General features: G+C 69.4%; 22 protein-coding genes. 9 read left to right on the forward strand and 13 right to left on the reverse strand.

What is annotated here, in order from left to right:
- Nucleotides 1-220 precede the first annotated feature (220 nt).
- From JYA75_RS06980 to JYA75_RS07010, 7 genes are all read right to left on the reverse strand, one after another.
- On the reverse strand, nucleotides 221-841 hold the full coding sequence (locus JYA75_RS06980) for an LON peptidase substrate-binding domain-containing protein (RefSeq protein WP_029546465.1): 621 nt from the start codon (nucleotides 839-841) through the stop codon (nucleotides 221-223).
- Nucleotides 841-1,314, reverse strand: a complete 474-nt coding sequence (locus tag JYA75_RS06985; protein ID WP_006940659.1) for a DUF309 domain-containing protein — start codon at nucleotides 1,312-1,314, stop codon at nucleotides 841-843. Before JYA75_RS06985 ends, JYA75_RS06980 begins: the two co-directional genes overlap by 1 nt.
- Nucleotides 1,307-2,065 (reverse strand): ESX secretion-associated protein EspG, encoded by a 759-nt coding sequence (locus tag JYA75_RS06990; protein WP_065921965.1) that lies wholly within the window; start codon nucleotides 2,063-2,065, stop codon nucleotides 1,307-1,309. Before JYA75_RS06990 ends, JYA75_RS06985 begins: the two co-directional genes overlap by 8 nt.
- Nucleotides 2,062-3,342, reverse strand: coding sequence for a WXG100 family type VII secretion target (locus tag JYA75_RS06995; RefSeq protein ID WP_185713219.1), 1,281 nt, complete (start codon nucleotides 3,340-3,342; stop codon nucleotides 2,062-2,064). Before JYA75_RS06995 ends, JYA75_RS06990 begins: the two co-directional genes overlap by 4 nt.
- Nucleotides 3,343-3,639: 297 nt before the next feature.
- On the reverse strand, nucleotides 3,640-3,966 hold the full coding sequence (locus JYA75_RS07000; RefSeq protein ID WP_185713218.1) for a hypothetical protein: 327 nt from the start codon (nucleotides 3,964-3,966) through the stop codon (nucleotides 3,640-3,642).
- Between the two features lie 14 nt (nucleotides 3,967-3,980).
- A complete protein-coding gene (locus tag JYA75_RS07005; protein WP_185713217.1) occupies nucleotides 3,981-4,586 on the reverse strand; it encodes a DUF3558 domain-containing protein in 606 nt (201 codons plus the stop codon).
- A 32-nt stretch (nucleotides 4,587-4,618) separates the two neighbouring features.
- Nucleotides 4,619-5,221, reverse strand: a complete 603-nt coding sequence (locus JYA75_RS07010; protein WP_029546461.1) for a TetR/AcrR family transcriptional regulator — start codon at nucleotides 5,219-5,221, stop codon at nucleotides 4,619-4,621.
- A gap of 110 nt (nucleotides 5,222-5,331) precedes the next feature.
- Between JYA75_RS07010 and JYA75_RS07015 the strand changes: the two genes are divergently transcribed.
- The 4 genes from JYA75_RS07015 (at nucleotide 5,332) to fabG (ending at nucleotide 9,439) form a co-directional block, all read left to right on the forward strand.
- The gene (locus tag JYA75_RS07015) at nucleotides 5,332-6,477 is read left to right on the forward strand and encodes an acyl-CoA dehydrogenase family protein (protein WP_006940667.1); all 1,146 of its coding nucleotides are present in this window, start codon (nucleotides 5,332-5,334) and stop codon (nucleotides 6,475-6,477) included.
- A 36-nt stretch (nucleotides 6,478-6,513) separates the two neighbouring features.
- Nucleotides 6,514-7,731 carry an acetyl-CoA C-acetyltransferase gene (locus JYA75_RS07020; protein WP_168580228.1) on the forward strand — a complete coding sequence of 406 codons (1,218 nt, stop codon included), beginning with the start codon at nucleotides 6,514-6,516 and terminating at the stop codon, nucleotides 7,729-7,731.
- Between the two features lie 152 nt (nucleotides 7,732-7,883).
- Nucleotides 7,884-8,645 (forward strand): 3-oxoacyl-ACP reductase family protein, encoded by a 762-nt coding sequence (locus tag JYA75_RS07025; protein WP_006940669.1) that lies wholly within the window; start codon nucleotides 7,884-7,886, stop codon nucleotides 8,643-8,645.
- A 32-nt stretch (nucleotides 8,646-8,677) separates the two neighbouring features.
- On the forward strand, nucleotides 8,678-9,439 hold the full coding sequence (gene fabG, locus JYA75_RS07030; protein WP_185713216.1) for a 3-oxoacyl-ACP reductase FabG: 762 nt from the start codon (nucleotides 8,678-8,680) through the stop codon (nucleotides 9,437-9,439).
- An 81-nt stretch (nucleotides 9,440-9,520) separates the two neighbouring features.
- Here fabG and JYA75_RS07035 read toward each other — a convergent pair whose 3' ends face one another.
- The 3 genes from JYA75_RS07035 to JYA75_RS07045 form a co-directional block, all read right to left on the reverse strand.
- Nucleotides 9,521-10,930 carry an amino acid permease gene (locus JYA75_RS07035; RefSeq protein WP_006940674.1) on the reverse strand — a complete coding sequence of 470 codons (1,410 nt, stop codon included), beginning with the start codon at nucleotides 10,928-10,930 and terminating at the stop codon, nucleotides 9,521-9,523.
- Nucleotides 10,923-12,188 (reverse strand): Glu/Leu/Phe/Val dehydrogenase dimerization domain-containing protein, encoded by a 1,266-nt coding sequence (locus JYA75_RS07040; protein ID WP_006940679.1) that lies wholly within the window; start codon nucleotides 12,186-12,188, stop codon nucleotides 10,923-10,925. Before JYA75_RS07040 ends, JYA75_RS07035 begins: the two co-directional genes overlap by 8 nt.
- A gap of 210 nt (nucleotides 12,189-12,398) precedes the next feature.
- Nucleotides 12,399-12,908: a winged helix-turn-helix transcriptional regulator gene (locus tag JYA75_RS07045; protein WP_006940680.1), complete on the reverse strand. Its 510-nt coding sequence runs from the start codon at nucleotides 12,906-12,908 to the stop codon at nucleotides 12,399-12,401.
- A gap of 185 nt (nucleotides 12,909-13,093) precedes the next feature.
- Here JYA75_RS07045 and hppD point away from each other — a divergent pair, with 185 nt between their 5' ends.
- Entirely contained in the window at nucleotides 13,094-14,299 is a 1,206-nt protein-coding gene (gene hppD, locus JYA75_RS07050; RefSeq protein WP_006940681.1) for a 4-hydroxyphenylpyruvate dioxygenase, read from the forward strand.
- 16 nt (nucleotides 14,300-14,315) lie between these two features.
- Here the strand turns inward: hppD and JYA75_RS07055 are convergent, their stop codons facing one another.
- Both JYA75_RS07055 and JYA75_RS07060 read right to left on the reverse strand, forming a co-directional pair.
- Entirely contained in the window at nucleotides 14,316-14,759 is a 444-nt protein-coding gene (locus JYA75_RS07055) for an SRPBCC family protein (RefSeq protein ID WP_006940686.1), read from the reverse strand.
- Between the two features lie 160 nt (nucleotides 14,760-14,919).
- The gene (locus tag JYA75_RS07060) at nucleotides 14,920-15,612 is read right to left on the reverse strand and encodes a TetR/AcrR family transcriptional regulator (protein WP_231385959.1); all 693 of its coding nucleotides are present in this window, start codon (nucleotides 15,610-15,612) and stop codon (nucleotides 14,920-14,922) included.
- A 94-nt stretch (nucleotides 15,613-15,706) separates the two neighbouring features.
- Here JYA75_RS07060 and JYA75_RS07065 point away from each other — a divergent pair, with 94 nt between their 5' ends.
- Both JYA75_RS07065 and JYA75_RS07070 read left to right on the forward strand, forming a co-directional pair.
- On the forward strand, nucleotides 15,707-16,666 hold the full coding sequence (locus tag JYA75_RS07065) for an ATP-binding cassette domain-containing protein (RefSeq protein ID WP_185713215.1): 960 nt from the start codon (nucleotides 15,707-15,709) through the stop codon (nucleotides 16,664-16,666).
- Nucleotides 16,663-17,475, forward strand: a complete 813-nt coding sequence (locus tag JYA75_RS07070) for an ABC transporter permease (RefSeq protein ID WP_050036026.1) — start codon at nucleotides 16,663-16,665, stop codon at nucleotides 17,473-17,475. Before JYA75_RS07065 ends, JYA75_RS07070 begins: the two co-directional genes overlap by 4 nt.
- Before the next feature lie 28 nt (nucleotides 17,476-17,503).
- Here the strand turns inward: JYA75_RS07070 and JYA75_RS07075 are convergent, their stop codons facing one another.
- On the reverse strand, nucleotides 17,504-17,947 hold the full coding sequence (locus tag JYA75_RS07075) for an SRPBCC family protein (RefSeq protein ID WP_006940694.1): 444 nt from the start codon (nucleotides 17,945-17,947) through the stop codon (nucleotides 17,504-17,506).
- Nucleotides 17,948-18,090: 143 nt separating this feature from the next.
- On the opposite strand from JYA75_RS07075, the gene JYA75_RS07080 reads away from it, so the two are divergent.
- Complete coding sequence (locus JYA75_RS07080) at nucleotides 18,091-19,218, forward strand: NDMA-dependent alcohol dehydrogenase (protein ID WP_203330159.1); 1,128 nt, start codon at nucleotides 18,091-18,093, stop codon at nucleotides 19,216-19,218.
- 88 nt (nucleotides 19,219-19,306) lie between these two features.
- Nucleotides 19,307-19,927: a TetR/AcrR family transcriptional regulator gene (locus JYA75_RS07085; RefSeq protein WP_203329819.1), complete on the forward strand. Its 621-nt coding sequence runs from the start codon at nucleotides 19,307-19,309 to the stop codon at nucleotides 19,925-19,927.
- Nucleotides 19,928-20,038 lie beyond the last annotated feature (111 nt).

The following is a 20,038-nucleotide window of genomic DNA, read 5'->3' on the forward strand; positions in this document are numbered from 1 at the left end:
AACCATACCAGTTGATGTGTTCCGCATGGGGATTGAGCTTTTCTGGGCCGCGCAGATACCCGGATCGTCGTGTGTTCGTTCCCGGCTGTCGGGATGCAACCGTCGGCGACGTGCGCGGTCGTCCTGGCGACCGACGGGGTGCGGCAGCGGTTGACCGGCAGACGCGCGGGTGCGGTCGAGGGAGGTCATGCGCTGTCCGCGAGGCGGTTCGCCCTCGCCCTTACGTACTGTCGAGGCGCCACTGCGCGAGTTGGACAGCGTTCGAGATGCATTCGGTCAGCACGGCCAATCGTTCGGTGGGTCCGTGCGCCGTGAGTACCTGCAGCCGGTCGGCCTCACCCATAGGGACGAAGCGTGCCAGCGCGAACAGCCGGGCACCCGGCTCGTCGGGCAGTTCGGTGATGCTCGGGGGTTCGATCCGGCCGCCCGACAGGCGGTCGAGCAGACCGTACAGCCGGCCGAGCCCCACGCTCAGGCCGGAGAAGTCCACCGGACCGGACTCCATGTCCGGCCACGGCTCGACCTCCGCCCGCGGATACGGGTCGTCCGGTAGCCAGTCGATCACCCGGATGCGTTCCTCGCCGATGCATTCCAGGAAGTAGCGACCGTCGTCGAGTTCGGTGTCCATCACGATCCGCGCGACCGTGCCGACGTCGTGGCGGGTCTCGCCCCCACCCACCTCGTGGCCTCGCTCGATGAGCACCACGCCGAACCGCGGCCCGTCCGGATCTGCGAGGCAGTCCCGGACCAGCTCTCGATACCTCGGTTCGAACACGTGGAGTGGAAGGGCGTCGCCCGGAAGCAGCGCGGTTCCCAGCGGGAACATCGGGAGCACGGGCATCAGGGCAGCCGCAGCCGCGGTATCGGCGGCGCCGGGATCGGCTCGCCGCGCGCGATCTCCGTCAACAGGTGTTCCGCCCATGCCGCGAGGCCGTCTATGTCCAGCCCGTGCGGCGGCTCGTCCTCGTAATGGCGGATCCGAGCCTCCCCCTGCCGTAGCAGCGACGCGGCCCCGGCCGGATTGTCCCGCAGCAGATGCGTCAGCCCCACGGTGAGCTGCGCCAAGCCCTGCCACAGCGTCCGCTCGTCGGCCGGCGCCGACTTCCACGTGCCTTCCAGCACCTCGTGCGCATGGAACGGATACCCGTGGTCGAGCAGCCGCTGCGCCTCGGTGATCGCCTCGTCGGGCTCGAGCTGCAGGTCCTCCGGGACCCGTTCGACTCCCTCCTCGCCGTAGGGCAACGGGCGCCCCAGGGCGTCGCGCGGGCGGGCGTTCTGCGGTTTGCCGTCGACCGTTCGATCCCGTTCAGCCATGCACCCAGCGTAAACCGGCAGCGCCGACGCGACCCCGCTTCTCGCGCGCCTCGTCGACCGCGTAGGCCAGCTCGTCGCGCAGCAGCTCCGGGGTGGCCGGGCAGACGTGGGTGTGGTGGCCGGTCCGGAACAGGTACCGCCCGTCGCCTGCGACGTCGAACCAGCCGAGATCGGTGACCGGCGTGAAGTTCAGACCGTCCGGTGAGCACAGCACCCGTACGCTGCCCGTCCCGGACCGCGGATCGGTCAGCAGCCGCCGCAACCGGACGGCCGGGGGCGCCTGCGCGGTCCGGAGCACCTGCGTCGGGCGCGCGAACTCCGCCACTTCCGCGGTGGGTGCCGACAGCGCCGGCGCCGTACCCGGGGGCGCGCCGGGTAGGCACTGTACGACCGCCTCCGCCAGTGTGTGCGCCGCGGTCGCCGTCACGACGAGATCGCCGGCACGTCCCGGATCCTGCCGCGCCAGAACGGCGGAGTCGTGCCTGATGCATCCCCGCAGCCGCAACTCGGAGCCCTCCGAGAACTGCCCGTACACCTCGACGGCGACCTCCGCGTATCGCATCGTCGCTATCGCCGCGGTGAGCCGCTCGTCGGGATTCGTGCGCCGCCACCGGTGGGCCGCCTCGAGGTTCGCGGCGTGCTCGTCCTCCCACAGCGCGGTGGAGCGGTAGCGCAGAGGAAACGGAATCTCGTCGAGTCCCGTCGCGGTCCACAGGGCCAGGAACCGGTCGGGGGTGAGCCGCCACCTCACGCCGGATCGACCCCCAGCACCGGCGGCGCGGTGAGCGGGATCGGACCGACGAGCTCGTTCCCGTTGTCGGCGCCCACCAGATAACTGGGCACCGTGCGGGCGGCCTCGTCGTCGCGCGCAGGACGCGCCGGGGCGCCCAGCATGCCCGGGTACATGCCGCCCGGACGGGCCGACCCGGCGCGGGCGCCGGCGCCCGACGTCGCCGGGTTCGTCGTACCGTTCGCGACCGGTAGGCCACCCACGGGTCCGAGCCCGCCGGGACCGGCAGCGCCGGAGCCGCCGCTTCCACCGCCGGCGCCTCCGGACGTTGGACCACCGGGTCCGCCCGGAGGTCCACCCGAACCCGGGTACCGCTCCGGGCCCGACGTCGCGCCGGCCGTCGTCGTCGCGGCCGGGGTGGTGGCTGCAGGCTCGCCGGCGCCCGGCGCCGGGCCGCCCGGGTCTGCTTCCCCGTCTGTCGCGGAGGTGCCGCGGGACGGAGCGTCCGTGACCTGCCCGTCGTCGGCGCCGGCCACCGAGGCCGAGGGCCCGGTGCCGGCCGCCGAGGCCGAGGGGCCGATGCCGCCGCCCCGGCCCTCCGCGCTGCCCGAGGGGTGCCGCGACAGATCTGCCCCGACCGGACCGGATCCTGCCGTCGCCTCGTGCGGCGACGGCAGGACCGGAACCGCCGTGCCGGATTCACGGTAATGCGGGACGTAGAGCAATTCCATGACGCGTACCGCCTCGGCGTGCGCCGCCTCCGCCGCCCGCGCGAACTCGGCCGTGTCCTGGGGCACCACCACGCCCAACGGCATCGGAATCTGCGCCGGCGGTGGTGGCACGTTGTTCCGCACAGCCGAAGCGACCTCCGATGCCGCAGCGAGTTTGGTCGACACCGCAAGCAGCGCGGTCACGAGTTGTTCGGTCGACCTCGCGAAGGAGCGGGTCGCCGCCACGGCGCGGCGCGCCGCGTCACCATCCCACCCCTCGGCAATCTTGTTGCAGATCATCTGGGTTCCGAAGATGAAACCGACGCTCATGTCGGTCGCGATCTTGCGCCAGCTCTCCGCCAGGCTTCGCATCGCGCCCGGGTCCATTCTCTGGACGTCTCGATAGATGGCGTCGTGCTCCATGCTGTGGAAGTTCTCGAATGCGGTGGCGTAGTCGGGATCGAAGCTGCCTTCGAGCCGTGCCACCAGTCTGGTGTGCCAGTCCGCCAGCGCGCCGACCCGCTCCGGTACCCGATGCTCGAGCAGCGGTTCGAGCATCGCTGCGACGGGATTCTCGTTCTCCGGCACCCTATTCGGTGCTTTCGCTCACGGTCGCGACGTGCTGCGCCGTGCGTCTTCCGGTGCCGTGCGAAACATCAAGTGACGTGTCCATGGAGTCCCCCCGATTCCGTGGTAGTGCGCAGCATCGTAGCGGACCGTGCGGTCTCGTGGCGAGTCGTGCCGAGGAACGAACGGCATCAGCCATCCGCGACTTTTCCAGTCATGCGCTCCCCCAATTGTGGTCGCGGACGACTGGCGCCCGCGCGGATACAGCACGACTCGTGGAATTCTCCGGGTTTCGGAGTGACGCGCAGTGGCGGCGGTTCACGCGGAGTCGGTGGTGCCGAGTTGCCGGGCCCAGTCGTAGTCGGCGTCGAGGAAGCCCTGTCCACCGGCGGCGAACGTGTCGCGCATGCGGGAGAGGGCCTCGTGGAATTGGGTGAGCCGCTCGTAGGCGGACGTGGGGGTGCCTCTGGCCTTGGTGAGGAAACCTTGCCGAAGCTGTTCCGCGGACTCGAATCCACCGAAGCTTCCGACTTTGGCCAGGTCTTCCGAATTGTCGATCGCATCGGAGAGTGTCGCGAGCATGGTGTCGCAGATGGCGACGATCTCGTCGATGGTATGTGGGTCGAGTCGCAGCGCTTCGCTCACCTCGGGCCTTTCGATCAGTCGTCGATGACGGCGGCCATGCGCGAGGCTGTGTCCTCGAGCCCGGCGCACCATTCGTTGTTCGGGACTCCATTGCCGTGGTCGGGGTGATAGATGCGCGAGATGATGAGAACCCCGTACGACGTCTCCACAGTGACGGCACACGACTGACGCAAGCTCGGGTCGACCTCGAGGAGGGCGCGTCGTCCGTTGATCTCGATGGGAGTGGCGTACTCGGCGACCTTCTCCTGCACCTCGGCGAAGGTGATGTTGCCGGAATTGAGATTGAGTCCGTAGCGACGGAGAACGCCGGGGATGCGCAGCGTGCCGTGATAGCTGCACCCGAGGAAGGTGTAGTGCGTCGCGGCGAAGTCGCTGATCTCCTCCGACCTCGGGTCGTAGCCTGCCTCGACGAGCACTCGGTCGGGGATGTCGAGGCAGGGGTCGAACGTGACTGGGGGGCGGTCGGATTCGTCGACGATGCGGGGTGTGCGTGTCGTCGTGGTGGTGGCGGGTGGTTCCGTGGGTGCCGCGGGCGTGACGGCGGTGCACGCGCTGACCGCCGCCGCGACGAGGGCGACGATCCATCCGCGACAGCCGCGCGAACATTGCCCCCCACCCATGGACCCCCCGATCCGTCGTGTGGGGACAGATGCTAGCGGACGGCGCCCACGAGCCGGAGGGCGAGATCGGAGTAGAGGTGCGCGAGGGCGTGGGGCTCGTGGTAGCGGCCGGAGGGGTACCAGCGGCAGATGTCGACGCACAGCGACATCAGGGCAAGGGTGACGCCCTCGGTGTCGGGGACGGTGAACTCACCCGAGGCGACGCCGGCGTCGACGATGGTGCGGACGACCTGGGTGGTGCGCCGCCGCAGGCCGGTGATGACGCGGTAGTGCTCGGGCGTCAGGGCGGTGAGCTCGTACTGGACGACGCGGGCGCGGCGATGGTGCTCGGCCTGCCACTCGGCGAACCGGCCGATGACGTTGGCCAGCCGAGTGGTGGCGTCCTCGCCGGGGAGGTCGGCGTCGCGCACGACCTCGAGGGCCAGGTCGTGGCCCTCGTAGCTGATCGCGTAGAGCAGCTCTTCCTTGGACTTGTAGTGGGGATACATCGCGGCCGGGCTCATGTCGAGGCGGGCGGCGATCAGCCTGGTGGTGGTGCCGCCGTAGCCGTTCTCGGCGAACACCTCGACGGCCGCCTCGCGTAGGCGGGCCGCGGCCTTCGATCCGCTGATCACCGCGTCCCTCGATGTGCTCACGTCCTGCTCCCGTTCCTGCTACGGCCCTGGTTGACAAGATAGCGGCCGCGGTTCACTATAAGCGCACGCTTAGAAAATAAGCAGATGCTTACAGATTTGAGGAGCGGTTGATGCAACGCACCCTGTACGGCCCCGATCACGAGGCGTTCCGCGAGTCGGCGCGCGAGTTCGTGAACCGGTTCGTCATGCCCCGTGCGGAGGAGCTCATCGAACGTCACGAGATTCCCCGTGACATCTGGATCGAGGCCGGTAAGGCCGGCTTCCTGGGACTCGAGATCCCGGAGCGCTTCGGTGGCATGGAGGCGAACGACTACCGCTTCAACGCCATCCTCGGCGAGGAGTTCGCCCGCGCGAACATGGCGCTGTCGTCGTCGATGGGCATCCACTCGGACATCACCGTTCCCTACATCGTCCACCTGGGCAACGAGGAGCAGCGTGAGCGCTGGCTGCCGCGCTGCGCCACCGGTGAGCTCATCTGCGCCATCGGTATGACCGAGCCTTCCGGCGGTTCCGACCTCGCCAACCTGAAGACCACCGCCGTGCGCGACGGTGACGACTGGATCCTCAACGGCGCCAAGACCTTCATCACCAACGGTTACAACTGCGACCTCGTCGTCGTCGCGGCCCGCACCGACCCGTCGAAGGGCGCGAAGGGCATCTCCCTGTTCGCCGTCGAGCGCGGCATGGAGGGCTTCGAGAACGGTCGCAAGCTCGACAAGGTCGGCCAGCCCGAGGCCGACACCGCGGAGCTGTTCTTCAAGGACGTCCGCGTCCCGCACGCCAACCTCATCGGCGAGGAGGGCATGGGCTTCATCTCGATGATGAAGATGCTGCCGCAGGAGCGGCTCGGCTCCGCGGTCAACAACGTGCACCACGCCAAGCACATTCTGCTCGAGACCATCGAGTACGCGAAGGAGCGCAAGGCGTTCGGCCAGGCCATCGGCGCCATGCAGTACAACAAGTTCCTGCTCGCCGAGCTGATCACCAAGATCGAGGTGGCCGAGGCCTACGTCGACCAGGCCGTCGAGGCCCACGCCGACGGCAAGCTCACCGCCGTGGACGCGGCCAAGGCCAAGTGGTGGACCGCGCAGACGCAGTCCGAGGTCCTGGACGCGTGCGTGCAGATCCACGGTGGCTACGGCTTCATGAACGAGTACCGTGTGGCTCGTGCATGGAAGGACGCCCGCGTCACCAAGATCTGGGCCGGCACCAACGAGATCATGAAGGAACTCATCGGCCGCGATCTGGGCCTGTAGAGACTCGAAGCGTCAACACAAAACAAGGAGCACGTGATGCCCGAAGCTGTGATTGTGTCCGCCGCCCGTTCTCCCATCGGGCGGGCGATGAAGGGGTCGCTCAGGACGGTGCGTCCGGACGACCTGGCCACCCAGATGGTCGCGGCCGCCCTGGCGAAGGTGCCGGAGCTGGACCCGGCCCAGATCGACGACCTGATGCTCGGCTGCGGCCAGCCCGCCGGCCAGTCCGGGTTCAACATCGCCCGCGTCGTCGCCGTGCAGCTGGGTTACGACTTCCTGCCCGGCGTGACCGTCAACCGCTACTGCTCGTCGTCGCTGCAGACCACCCGCATGGCGCTGCACGCGATCAAGGCCGGCGAGGGGGACGTGTTCGTCTCCGCCGGTGTCGAGTCCGTCTCCAGCTTCGTCACCGGCAACGCCGACGGCCTGCCGAACACCAAGAACCCGCTCTTCGCCGACGCCGAGGCCCGCACCGCCACGCTCGCCGAGGGCGGCACCGCGTGGACCGACCCGCGCAGCGAGGCCCTGCTGCCCGACGTCTACATCGCGATGGGCCAGACCGCGGAGAACGTCGCCTCGCTCACCGGCATCTCCCGCGAGGACCAGGACCGGTGGGGTGTGCGGTCGCAGAACCGGGCCGAGGAAGCCATCAAGTCGGGCTTCTTCGAGCGCGAGATCAGCCCCGTCACCCTGCCCGACGGCACCGTCGTGACCACCGACGACGGGCCGCGGCCCGGCACCACCTACGAGGCCGTGAGCCAGCTGAAGCCGGTGTTCCGCCCCGACGGCACCATCACCGCCGGCAACGCCTGCCCGCTCAACGACGGCGCCGCGGCCCTGGTGATCATGTCCGACACCAAGGCCAAGGAGCTCGGGCTGACCCCGCTGGCGCGGATCGTCTCGACCGGCGTGTCCGGCCTGTCGCCGGAGATCATGGGTCTGGGCCCGATCGAGGCCGTGAAGAAGGCGCTCGCCCACGCCGGCAAGACCATCTCCGACATCGACCTGTTCGAGATCAACGAGGCGTTCGCCGTGCAGGTGCTCGGCTCCGCCCGCGAGCTCGGCATCGACGAGGACAAGCTGAACGTCTCCGGTGGCGCGATCGCCCTCGGTCACCCGTTCGGCATGACCGGCGCGCGGATCACCGCCACCCTGCTCAACAACCTGCAGACCCACGACAAGCAGTTCGGCGTGGAGACCATGTGCGTCGGCGGCGGTCAGGGCATGGCGATGGTGCTCGAGCGCCTGAGCTGATCGTCCCCTCGGACCGGGAAGTCGGATGAGGCGCGGTCGCGGGCCCGAAAGGGCTTGTGGCCGCGCCTTTTTCGAATATCAAGTCTTGAACTCGAGCGCGAATTCAACTATACAATTCGCATAGGTATCGACTATCGGAGGAGACTACACACATGTCCGTGCTCGACAAGTTCCGCCTCGACGACCGCGTCGCGATCGTCACCGGCGCCTCCTCGGGCCTCGGCGTCGCCTTCGCCCAGGCTCTCGCGGAGGCCGGGGCCGACGTCGTGCTCGCGGCCCGTCGCGCCGACCGGCTCGAGCGGACCGCCGAACTCGTCCGCGCCGCCGGCCGCCGCGCGCTGAGCGTCGAGACCGACATCGCCGAGCCCGAGCAGGCGCAACGGATGGTCGATGCCGCGATCGAACACTTCGGCAAGGTCGACATCCTCATCAACAACGCCGGCATCGGCACTGCCGTCCCGGCCACCAAGGAGACCCCGGAACAGTTCCGGCGCGTCATCGACATCAACCTGAACGGCTCCTATTGGGCCGCGCAGGCCGCCGGGCGCGTCATGCAGCCCGGCAGCTCCATCGTCAACATCTCCTCCGTCCTGGGCCTCACCACCGCGGGACTGCCGCAGGCCGCCTACGCCGCCAGCAAGGCCGGCGTGATCGGCCTGACCCGGGACCTGGCCCAGCAGTGGGGGGCACGCAAGGGCATCCGCGTCAATGCCATCGCGCCGGGATTCTTCGAGACCGAGATGACCGACGAGTACCAGCCCGGCTACCTCGACAGCATGAAGCCGCGAATCGTCCTGGGCCGCACCGGTGATCCCGCAGAGATCGCCGCCACCGCCGTGTGGCTCACCTCGGAGGCCGCCGGCTACGTCACCGGCCAGACGATTGCGGTCGACGGCGGCCTGACCATCAACTGAAGTTTCCAACCACAACAGCACGGAGGTAAGCAGTGAGCGAAACAGTCACCCGCACCGCCATCGTCACCGGAGCCGCGCGCGGCATCGGCGCCGCAGTCGCCAAGCGGCTGGCGCAGGACGGATTCCAGGTCGCGGTCCTGGACCTCGACGAGTCCGCATGCGGCGACACCGTCTCGGCCATCGAGGCGGTCGGCGGCAAGGCCCTCGCGGTGGGCGCGAACGTCGCCGACGAGCAGTCCGTCGCCGCGGCTGTGGAGAAGGTCGCGAACGAGCTGGGCGATCCCACGGTGCTGATCAACAACGCCGGCATCACCCGCGACAACCTGCTGTTCAAGATGACCGTCGACGACTGGGACGCCGTGATGAACGTGCACCTGCGGGGCGCGTTCCTCATGTCCCGGGCGACGCAGAAGTACATGGTGGAGGCCAAGTTCGGCCGCATCGTCAACCTGTCGAGCACCTCCGCGCTGGGCAACCGCGGTCAGGTCAACTACTCCGCCGCCAAGGCCGGCATGCAGGGCTTCACCAAGACCCTCGCGATCGAGCTCGGCAAGTACGGCGTCACCGCCAACGCGATCGCCCCCGGCTTCATCGAGACCGAGATGACCGCTGCGACGGCCGAGCGGGTGGGCATGTCGTTCGAGGACTTCAAGGCCGCCGCGGCCTCGCAGATCCCCGTCGCCCGCACCGGAAAGCCCGACGACATCGCGCACACCGCCTCGTTCCTCGCGAGCGAGGGTGCGGGATTCGTGTCGGGTCAGGTCATCTACGTCGCCGGTGGTCCGAAGGACTGACGGCGGGGACCGATCCACGACGACGCCGTGCGTCCCTCCCCCCTGCGGGAGGACGCACGGCGTCGTCGTCTGTGCGGTCGGCTACGGCTGCCGGACCGTCTGCCGGCGGTGCAGAAGCCAGCACGCGCCCGCGATCGTGGCGGTGAGTGCGCCCGTCGCGATGAGCTGGGTGCGGGCGGCCGTGTCGAACAGCGCGAGCACGGCGATGCCGGCGAGCAGGCCGAGGGTCGCGTACGACAGGTACGGGAAGCCCCACATCTTCAGCGGCAGGGCGTCTTCGGTGCCGTCGCGCCGGGCCCGCCGGCGCAGCACGAGGTGCGAGACCGCCACGAACGTCCACAGTACGAGGATGGTCGAGCCCACGGCGTTGAGCAGCAGCGGCAACACCTTGTCGGGACGCACGTAGTTGAGTGCGACGGTGACGAATCCGAACGCGACCGAGGCGAGGACCGCGTTGCGGGGCACCCCGTTGGCGGCCACCCGACCGAACGCGGGGTAAGCCGAACCGCGTTGCGAGAGGGAGTAGATCATCCGTGAGGCGCTGAAGAGCATCGCGTTGAGCGAGGACAGCAGCGCCACCACCACGATCACGGTCATCACGGCGGCCGCCCCCGGCACGGCGCCGGCGTTCAGCACCGCGACGAACGGGCCCGTGACGAGATCCTCGGACGTCCACGGCAGCACCGTCACCATGATCAGCACCGAGCCGATGTAGAAGACCAGGATGCGCCAGATCAGCGTGCGCACCGCGCGGCCGACGTTCCGGCGCGGATCGGAGGTCTCGGCGGCCGCGATGGCGATGATCTCGGTGCCGCCGAACGCGAACACCACGATGAGCAGGCCCGCGGCGATACCGGCGATACCGGTGGGCGCGAAGCCGCCGTGCGCGGTGAGGTTCGCGAACCCGGTGCTGTCGAAGGCGGGCACCCATCCCGCGATCATCGCGACGCCGATCGCGAGGAAGGCGACGATGGCGACGATCTTCAGTGCCGCGAACCAGAATTCGACCTCGCCGAACCGGCGTACGCCGACGAGGTTCACGCCGGTGAGCACCACCATGAAGAACAGTGCCGCGGCCCACTGCGGGATCCCGGGAATCGAGGCGGCGGTGATGGCGGCGGCGCCGGTCGCCTCCGCCGCGATCACGATGACCACCTGGATCCAGTACAGCCAGCCGATGGTGCGGCCGGCGACGGAGCCGAGGGCGTTCTCCGCGTGCACGGAGAAGGCGCCGCTGGCGGGGTTCGCGGCCGCCATCTCGCCCATCATCCGCATGATGAGGACGACGAGAGCCGCGGCGGCGAGGAACGAGACGAGGATGGCCGGGCCCGCGACGGCGATGCCGGCGCCGGAGCCGACGAACAGTCCCGCGCCGATCGCGCCGCCGAGACTCATCATCACCAGCTGTCGCGGCCGCATCGCCTGGTGCAGCATCGCCCGCGGCGCCGGCTCGGTGGTGGTGGCCGGCGTGGTGGCCAAGGTGTCAGTCATCGATGCGCTCCCCGGCCGGCACCAGCTGGTCGAGGGCGATCTCGAACGCGGTGGCCGCGACGCCCGTATGGTCGGCGCAGCGGTCGTGGCAGCGCTGCAGCGCACCCGCGACGGTGTCCGAGACGTCGCCGAAGATTGCCGCGTCCGAGACCTCCACGTCACCCTCCATGAGCTGGGCGAAGGCGCGGGCCATGCCGCTGTTGGCGATGAAGTCGGGGATCACGGAAACGGACTTGTCCGCGTGCTCGTAGGTGGGGCCGTAGAAGATCTCGTCGTCGGCGAAGGGCACGTTCGCTCCGCTGGCGATCACCTCGAGGCCGGCCGCGACCATACGGTCGACCTGTTCGCGGGTGACCAGGCGGGAGGCCGCGCAGGGGAGGAAGATCTCGGCGCCGAGGTCCCAGATCGCGTCGTGCACCTCGGTGAAGGGACGCATCCGGTCGCTGCGGAGCGCGTTGCCGTCCTTGTTCAGCAGCAGCGTGCGCACCTCGTCGAAGTCGAGACCGGCCGTGTCGAGGATGCCGCCGTCGCGGTCGATGATGCCGACCACGCGAGCCCCGGCCTGGGCCAGGTAGTAGGCCGCGGCCGCGCCGACGTTGCCCCAGCCCTGGACGATCACCCGCTTGCCCCCGAGCCCGTGATTGCCCGCGGGGTCGCCGTAGATGCGGTAGTGGTGGCGCACCGACTCGGCGACGCCCCAGCCCGTGATCAGATCGGCCACCGTGTACTTCGCATCCGGTGCCGGGGTGAACCGGGTGTCCTCGACGACCTTCGCGACACCGAGCCGCAGCTGCCCGACCCGCTGGACGCGTTCGCGGTCGTCCGCCGCGAAGTGCCCGTTGACGACGCCCTCCTGCGGATGCCACAGCCCGTTGCTCTCGGTGAGCGGCACCACCTCGGTCATCTCGTCGACGTTCAGGTCGCCGCCGGTGCCGTAGTAGGCGCGCAGCAGCGGCGCGACCGCCCGGAACCAGCGCCGCAGCACGCCGTCCTTGCGGGGATCGGAGGGGTCGAAGTCGATGCCGGACTTGGCGCCGCCGATGGCCGGACCGGAGACGGTGAACTTGACCTCCATCGTCTTCGCCAGCGACTCGACCTCGCGGCGGTCGAGGCCGCGGCGCATCCGCGTGCCGCCACCGGCCGCGCCGCCGCGCAGGGAGTTGATGACGACCCAGCCGCGGGCGGTGGTCTCGGTGTCGTGCCACTCGAAGACGATCTCGGGGGCCTTGTCCTCGAAACGGGTCAGCAGGTTCTTCATGTCTTCTCTCGGGAGTCGGGACGGTGCGATGCCCGGGGAGCGGGCGAATGAAGAAGACTGTGACCGTGGTTACAGAGGGGGCGCAAGTGCGGCCTGCACTACTGGTCAGGCTGAAGAGCTGTAGCGCAGCCGCCCGTCGTTTTTCTGTGCAGTGTGCAGAGCTGTTTCGACGTTTTCGGCGGGCGGGGGCGAGCGCGCCGACCTTCAGCTCTACCGACGGTAGGCGGGCGCTTTGGCGGTTTTGCCCGGCTGCAGCGTGCGGAGCAGCGGCATGGCCCGGTACCGCACCACCTCCGACAGCACCATGACGCTGGTCGACCGGGCGACGATCGACGACCGGTTCAGTTCGATCAGCGTCTGCTGCAGACCGAGGTGGGAGTCCGCGGCGATCCGGCACAGGATGTCGCCGGCGCCGGTCGTCGCGAACGCCTCGAGCACCCCCGGAATCGCTTCGAGGACATCGGTGATCGCTTCGAGCGCGCCCTGGACGATCTCCATCGTCACGAAGGCCTGGACCTCGAATCCGGCGGCCGCCAGGTCCAGCCGCGGTTCGTAGCCGGCGATGATCCCGGACTCCTCGAGCCGGCGCAGCCGTGCCGAGACCGTCGCGCGCGCCACCCGCAACCTCCGGGACAGCTCCAGGGCGCCGATCTTCGGATCCGTGTGCAGCGTGTCCAGGAGCGCGAAATCCAACTCGTCCAGCTGCACGGCGTCACGCATGGCCGTTCCTTCCGAAGAGGCGGCGGAAACTGTGCCGATTGTATAGCGGCTCGCCCGGCATCCCGCCTTTTCCAGTCAGGTCGATCAGCTGGGAGAGGCGAGATTGCACCGTCGCCGCGACGGGGTTTTTCCTGGTGACACACGACACACCGATGGCGCCGCGTCCGGCGGCAGGAGGAATTGCCATGACTCTCGAGTTCACCCTCACCGACAGCGAGAAGCTCGCCCAGCTGAACCCCGAGGAACTGCGGCAGCTCGTCGGCCTCGTCGAGTACGACGCCGAGCGGGACCCGTTCCCCGTCAGCGGCTGGGACGCGGTGGTGTGGGTGGTGGGCAACGCCACCCAGGCCGCGCACTACTACCAGTCCGCGTTCGGGATGGAACTGATCGCCTACTCCGGTCCCACCACCGGCAACCGCGACCACCACGCCTACGTCCTGCGCAGCGGGGCGGTGCGGTTCGTGGTCAAGGGTGCGGTCGATCCGGACAGCCCTCTCGTCGAGCATCATCGCCGGCACGGCGACGGCGTCGTGGACATCGCGCTGCAGGTGCCCGACGTCGACAAGTGCATCGCGCACGCCCGGGCCCAGGGCGCGACGGTCCTCGAGGAGCCGTACGAGATCAGCGACGAGTACGGCACGGTGCGGCTCGCCGCGATCGCCACCTACGGCGAGACGCGCCACACGCTCGTCGACCGGTCCCGCTACACGGGCCCGTATCTGCCCGGCTACGTGGAGAAGTCGTCGACCTACCGCAAGCGCGACGGCGCGCCCAAGCGGATCTTCCAGGCCCTCGACCACGTGGTCGGCAACGTCGAGCTCGGCCACATGGACGAGTGGGTCGGCTTCTACAACCGCGTCATGGGCTTCACCAACATGGCCGAGTTCATCGGTGACGACATCGCCACCGACTATTCGGCCCTGATGAGCAAGGTGGTCTGCAACGGCAACCACCGCGTCAAGTTCCCGCTCAACGAGCCGGCCGTCGCGAAGAAGCGCTCGCAGATCGACGAGTACCTCGATTTCTACCGTGGTCCCGGCGCGCAGCACCTGGCGCTGGCAACCAACGACATCCTCACCGCCGTCGACCGGCTCCGCGAGGAGGGCGTGGAGTTCCTCGCCACGCCCGACGCCTACTACGAGGACCCCGAGCTGCGCGCGCGGATCGGGAACGTGCGGGTGCCGATCGAGGAACTGCAGAAGCGTGGCATCCTCGTGGACCGGGACGAGGACGGTTACCTCCTGCAGATCTTCACCAAGCCGATCACCGATCGCCCGACGGTGTTCTTCGAGCTGATCGAGCGGCACGGTTCGCTCGGCTTCGGCAAGGGCAACTTCAAGGCCCTGTTCGAGGCGATCGAGCGCGAGCAGGCGGCGCGCGGCAACTTCTGACCGGACGCGCGGCGGGTCAGGAGATCCGGCTGACCTGCTCCCGCAGCGCGTGCTCGGTCCGGCGGACGATCGTGCCCACCAGCGGCTCGATGAGCAGCCCCGCCGCGCGACCGGCCGCGCCGCCGGGCAGCCGGTAGCCGAAGTCGACGGCGAGACGCATGCGACCGTCGCCCAGATCGTCGAACTGCCACGACGACAGGGTGCGGAAGCCGGAGATCGAGCTCAGCACGATCCGGTGGTTGTCTTCCCACTCGACGATCTCGAGCCGGGAGTCGAAGGTGGCCGGCCCGATCCGCATGCTCGCGTCGAAGCGCGCGCCCACGCCGCGGACCCGATCACCCACGGGCTCGAAGCGGGTGACTCCGAACATCCACTCCGGGACCGTGCGGTGATCGGCGACGTAGGCGAAGGCGGCCTGGCGGTCCACGTGCGCCACGCCGTCGTGGCACACGTGGATCATGCGGCGATCGTCAGTCATCCGGCGGCACCTCCGCCGGTGAACCTAGCGGAGTTGCTCACGTCTCCGGGATCCGCCCGCGCAACTGTGTGGGCGGATTCCGGAAGGGCGCGTGAATTCCCTTGTTCTCCAAGAATTTGTCGCCCGAAGCGAGCGGGCTCGCTCACGGGTGCGGCGCGATGCCGAACAGCAGTGCCTCGATCCCGGCCCGGAACGCGGCATCGTTGTCGACGGGTGTGGCGCCGGCGTTCCCGCCCGCGGAAGCGAGCAGGCCGGCCAGGTGGGGGTAGTCGCCGTGGGCCAGCATGGCGGTGATGTGCTCGGCGCCGCCACCGGCGGTGGGGGCGGACAACCCCGCCGCCTCCTGCGCGGCGAAGGTGGTGACCCAGCCTGAGAGCAGGGCGATTCCCATCATGGTCGCGGTGGCGTCGAGGCCGGTCGGTGCGAGGGCGCCGACCATGTGGTCGAGGTATCGCATCGAGTGCGGACCCAGTGTCGTCGTGCCCGCGACGCTCAACCACGGATGCCGACGGTGCAGCTGCCGGGCCTGTTCCGCGAGGGCGAGGACGTCGGTCCGCACGTCCCCGGTCAGGGGCGGGTACCGGTACTCCGCGGCGACGCGGTCGACCATGAGAGCGACGAGATCGTCCTTGCCTGCGACGTAGCGGTAGAGCGAGGCGGCCGCCGTCCCGAGTTCCTGCGCGACGCGCCGCATCGAAACGGCACGCAGCCCGTCTGCGTCGGCGAGGCCGACGCACGCCTCGGCGAGCTGCTCGAGCGTATGGGCAGGGCGCGGCCCGGGCCTGGGGTCGTCGGCACGCAACCACAGCGAGGTCGGGGGTTCGGCATGCGGCATGGGTGCCAGCATGCACTACCCGGACAGTTGCGAACGACGTTCGCAGACGCGTACGGTGTAATTGCGAACGATGTTCCCAATCGTGGAGGTCGGAATGACGGTTCTGGAAACCGAGGCGCTCACCAGGCGGTACGGCAGCCATCTCGTGCTCGACGGGCTGAACCTGGAGGTGCCCGCCGGTCGGGTGCACGCGCTGCTCGGCCCCAACGGGTCCGGCAAGACCACGACCGTGCGGATGCTGGCGACCCTGCTGCGACCGACCTCCGGCAGCGCCAGGATCCTCGGTCACGACACCGTCCGCGAGGCTGCTCACGTCAAGCGCAACATCGGCTTCGTCGGCCAGTACCACGCGGTCGACCCCCGCCTCACCGGCACCCAGAACCTGACGATGGTTGCCCGCCTGAACGGGTACAGCGCCCGGGGCGCCCGCCGGCACGCAGACGACCTGCTCGAGCGCTTCGACCTGACCGCCGCCGCGGCCCGGCAGGTGCACACGTACTCCGGCGGCATGCGAAGGCGGCTCGACATCGTCGCGGGCATGGTCGTCCGTCCCGCGGTGCTCTTCCTCGACGAGCCCACCACCGGCCTCGATCCCCGCAGCCGCAACGAGATCTACCGGTATGTACGGTCTTTCGTGGAGGAAGGCACCACCGTCGTGCTCACGACCCAGTACCTCGACGAGGCCGAGCGGCTGGCGGACACGGTCACCATCCTCGACGCCGGTCGGGTCGTCGCCACCGGGACGCCGGAGGCGATAGCCCGCACCGTGGGCAGCGGCCTCGACGTCGTCGTGCTCGATCCGCACCGGCGGGGCGACGTCGCCGCGATCGTCGAGCGATTCGGCGGAAGACCCGTCGACGCGCCGGCCCGGGACGAGAATGCGCCGCTGCGGCTGACGTTCGGATTCGACGGTGAGCCGGCCGCCCTGCTGCCGATCCTGCGCGCCCTCGACGCGGAGGGCATCGCGGTGCAGGACATCGGCCGCCGGCGCGCCACCTTGGACGACGCTTTCCTCGCACTTACCGGTCGCCCGACCGAAGGGATTCCCGCATGACTGCCCCCACCGCCACCCGCACCGTCTCGCCGGCGGCGGGTGCCTGGATTCTGTTCCTGCGGGTGGCCGCGACGTACCGGAACGCGCCCGGCCTGCTCGCGGTGACCCTCGCGGCACCGCTGGGAATGATGCTGCTGTTCGGCTTCGTATTCGGCGGCGCGCTCGCCGGCGGATCCGACGCTGCCGCCTACCGGTCGTACCTGACGCCCGGAGTCCTCGTCCTCGTCGCGGCCATGGGGATCGTCGTCACCGCGTCGACCGTGAACGCCGACCTCCGCAGCGGCCTGACGGACCGGCTGCGGGCTCTGCCCGTCCCGCCGGTCGCGGTGCCGGCGGGCCTCGCACTCGCGGAGACGGTGACCGGCGCCTCGGCGTTGGCGACGATGGCCGCCGTGGGATTTCTCGCGGGATGGCGGGTCGAGGCCACCCCCGCCGACGTGGCGCTTGCCGTGCTGCTGCTGCTCGCGTTCCGGTTCGCGCTCGCGTGGCTCGGGATCGTGCTCGGCGCCTCGATCCGCGACGAGCAGATGCTGCAGCAGGTGGCGCCGCTGATCTTCGGGGCGGTCATGTTCTCCAACGTCTTCGTCCCCACCGAGACGATGCCGGCCGTGGTCGCGACGATCGCCGAATGGAACCCCGTCAGCGCCGTGGTCGCGGCCCTGCGGCAGTTGTTCGGATCCGGGACGACGGTCGCCGCCGACGCGGCCTGGCCCATGCAGCATCCGGTCGTCGCGGCCTTCGCCTGGACGGCGGTGATCCTTGCCGTGTCCGTGCCGATCGCCGTGCGAGGGTACGCATCCTCCCGCTGATCGGATCCTTGCGCAGGTGGCGCGTCGCTCAGGCGACGCGGCCGAGGTTCGAGCGCAGCGCCTGCTCGGTCTGGCGGATCGCGGTGCCCACCACCGGTTCGATGAGCTTGCCGAGCGCCCGTCCGGCCAGGCCGCCGGGAAGTTGGTACCCGAAGTCGACGTCGAGGCGGATCCGCCCGTCGCCGAGGTCGGCGAGTTCCCACGACGAGGCGGTGCGGAACCCCGCGATGGAGTCGAGAACGATCCTGCGGTCGAGTTCCCAGTCGACGATCGCGAGGCGGGAGTCGAGGCCCCTCGGTCCGATCTGCATGGTCGCGTCGAAGACCGCGCCGAGGCCGTTGACCTGCGGTCCCACCGGCACGAAGCGGTTGACGCCGTACATCCATTCGGGGACCGTGCGGTGATCGTCGAGGTAGGCGAACGCCACCTCGAGGGGAACCTCCGCAACGGCGGTGTGGCGGATGTGGATCATCGTGTACCTCCATGAGGACATTTCCGTTACCCACGGTATCAGGTAACTCGCGTCCCGGGGAGATCCTCAAAGTCGTCCATGCGGACGCTCGTCCTGCTCTACTCATGGTGACACAGTTCACAGTGGATCCGGTGGGAGGGTTCGTGAAGACCAAGGCTGCGGTGATCAAAGGGCTCAATCAGCCATGGGAGATCGAGGAGATCGACCTCGGAGACCCGGTCGCCGGTGAAGTGCAGGTGCGTCTGGCCGCGTCCGGACTGTGCCACTCCGACGAACATCTACGCTCCGGCGCGACGCCGATGGCGTCCTTCCCCGTCCTCGGCGGGCACGAGGGCGCCGGCGTGGTCACCAAGGTCGGGCCGGGGGTGGCCAACATCCGGGAGGGCGACCACGTCGTGCTCGCCTTCATCCCCGCGTGCGGGCGATGCCGCGCGTGCGCGAAGGGCCTGCAGAACATCTGCGACGAGGGGGCGAACCTCCTCGCCGGGCAGGCCATCGCCGACAAGACGCACCGGGTGACCCTCAATGGTGATCCGGTCATCCAGATGTGCCTGCTCGGCACGTTCGCGCCCTACGTCACCGTGCACGAGGCCTCGGTCATCAAGATCGAGGACGACATCCCGCTCGACAAGGCCGCCCTGCTCGGCTGTGGCGTTGCCACGGGCTGGGGCTCCGCGACGGCGATCGGCGGCACCAAGGTGGGCGACTCCGTCGTCGTGATCGGCATCGGCGGCGTGGGCATCAACGCGGTGCAGGGGGCCGCGCACGCGGGTGCCCGGCACGTCGTCGCCATCGACCCGGTGGAGTTCAAGCGGGATCAGGCCAAGAAATTCGGGGCGACCCACACGTTCGCCTCGATCGAGGAGGCGCTGCCGGTGATCGGCGAGATCACCTGGGGTGCGATGGCCGACGTCACGATCATCACCGTCGGTGAGATCCACGGGGACATCATCGCCCCGTCGATGGCGCTGACCGGCAAGGGCGGCCAGGTGGTCGTGGTGGGCATGGGCAGCGCCGCCGACACCCAGGTGACGCTGAGCCTGTTCGAGCTGACCCTGCTGCAGAAGCGCCTGCAGGGCGCGATCTTCGGTGGTGTCGGCCCGCGCTCGCAGATCCCGAAGCTGCTCGACCTCTACCGCAGTGGACAGCTCGAGCTCGACAAGCTGGTCACCAAGACATACCGGCTCGAGGACATCAACGACGGCTATGCCGACATGCACGAGGGCCGAAACCTGCGCGGCATGGTGCTCTACGGCGACGACGACTACTGACGGGAGCCGGCACCGGCACCGCGATCCGGTGACGGGCCGGCCGGCGGTGACGTTCGGCCGGCCCGCCGGGGTCGCCTACGGTGATGCCATGGAAACGCGTGAGGAAGCCGTCGAATCGGGATCGTGGCGGCAGTACGGGCCGTCGACCCTGCCCAAGCCGCTCGAGGCCGCCCTCGAGGCGTTCGCCGAGCGCGGTTACGACGGCACCTCGATCCGGGAGATCGCCGCCCGGGCCGGGCTGTCGGTGCCGGGCCTGTACCACCACTACCCGTCGAAGCAGGCGCTGCTGGTCTCGCTGACGACGGCGGTGATGGGCGATCTGCTCGACCGCAGCCGGCGGGCTCTGGCGGAGGCCGGCCCCACGGCCTCCGAGCGGTTCGACGCGGTCGTCGAGTCCCTGTTGCGGTTCCACATGTTCCGGCGCAATCAGGCTTTCGTCGCCTCCACCGAGATGCGCAGCATGGAACCGGACAGCAGGAAGGCCTACATCGCGTTGCGCGACGAGCAGCAGCGGATGCTCGACGAGATCGTCCGGGACGGGGTGACGAGCGGGGAGTTCGGTACCGAGTTCCCGGAGGACGCGAGCCGGGCGGTGACCACCATGTGCGTCGCCGTCGCCGGGTGGTACCGACCGGACGGGCCGCTTGCTCCCGACGAGGTCGTCCGCCGCTACCTCGCCATCGCGCGCTGCGCCGTGGGCGCACGGTAGGGACTGCGCCGTGGGCGCCCGGTAGATCGTCCGGGTTGACCGCGCGGGGTGGGGTGTGTCACGGTTGTCGTAACCGAGCGATCGATCGGTCGGGGTGAGGAGGAGGAATCG

Origin of the sequence: Rhodococcus sp. PSBB066 (assembly GCF_017068255.1) — a bacterium.
GTDB classification, from domain to species: Bacteria; Actinomycetota; Actinomycetes; order Mycobacteriales; family Mycobacteriaceae; genus Rhodococcus; species Rhodococcus aetherivorans.

What these genes read in the sequence shown, in the direction of transcription:
- JYA75_RS07070 (WP_050036026.1), top strand. Translation starts at nt 16,663, where the DNA reads ATGACTGCCCCCACCGCCACCCGCACCGTCTCGCCGGCGGCGGGTGCC.
- JYA75_RS07075 (WP_006940694.1), bottom strand. Translation starts at nt 17,947, where the DNA reads ATGATCCACATCCGCCACACCGCCGTTGCGGAGGTTCCCCTCGAGGTG.
- JYA75_RS07045 (WP_006940680.1), bottom strand. Translation starts at nt 12,908, where the DNA reads ATGCGTGACGCCGTGCAGCTGGACGAGTTGGATTTCGCGCTCCTGGAC.
- JYA75_RS07015 (WP_006940667.1), top strand. Translation starts at nt 5,332, where the DNA reads ATGCAACGCACCCTGTACGGCCCCGATCACGAGGCGTTCCGCGAGTCG.
- JYA75_RS07085 (WP_203329819.1), top strand. Translation starts at nt 19,307, where the DNA reads ATGGAAACGCGTGAGGAAGCCGTCGAATCGGGATCGTGGCGGCAGTAC.
- JYA75_RS07040 (WP_006940679.1), bottom strand. Translation starts at nt 12,188, where the DNA reads ATGAAGAACCTGCTGACCCGTTTCGAGGACAAGGCCCCCGAGATCGTC.
- JYA75_RS07005 (WP_185713217.1), bottom strand. Translation starts at nt 4,586, where the DNA reads ATGGGTGGGGGGCAATGTTCGCGCGGCTGTCGCGGATGGATCGTCGCC.
- JYA75_RS07065 (WP_185713215.1), top strand. Translation starts at nt 15,707, where the DNA reads ATGACGGTTCTGGAAACCGAGGCGCTCACCAGGCGGTACGGCAGCCAT.
- hppD (WP_006940681.1), top strand. Translation starts at nt 13,094, where the DNA reads ATGACTCTCGAGTTCACCCTCACCGACAGCGAGAAGCTCGCCCAGCTG.
- JYA75_RS06980 (WP_029546465.1), bottom strand. Translation starts at nt 841, where the DNA reads ATGCCCGTGCTCCCGATGTTCCCGCTGGGAACCGCGCTGCTTCCGGGC.
- JYA75_RS07035 (WP_006940674.1), bottom strand. Translation starts at nt 10,930, where the DNA reads ATGACTGACACCTTGGCCACCACGCCGGCCACCACCACCGAGCCGGCG.
- JYA75_RS07025 (WP_006940669.1), top strand. Translation starts at nt 7,884, where the DNA reads ATGTCCGTGCTCGACAAGTTCCGCCTCGACGACCGCGTCGCGATCGTC.
- JYA75_RS07055 (WP_006940686.1), bottom strand. Translation starts at nt 14,759, where the DNA reads ATGATCCACGTGTGCCACGACGGCGTGGCGCACGTGGACCGCCAGGCC.
- JYA75_RS07020 (WP_168580228.1), top strand. Translation starts at nt 6,514, where the DNA reads ATGCCCGAAGCTGTGATTGTGTCCGCCGCCCGTTCTCCCATCGGGCGG.
- JYA75_RS06985 (WP_006940659.1), bottom strand. Translation starts at nt 1,314, where the DNA reads ATGGCTGAACGGGATCGAACGGTCGACGGCAAACCGCAGAACGCCCGC.
- JYA75_RS07060 (WP_231385959.1), bottom strand. Translation starts at nt 15,612, where the DNA reads ATGCCGCATGCCGAACCCCCGACCTCGCTGTGGTTGCGTGCCGACGAC.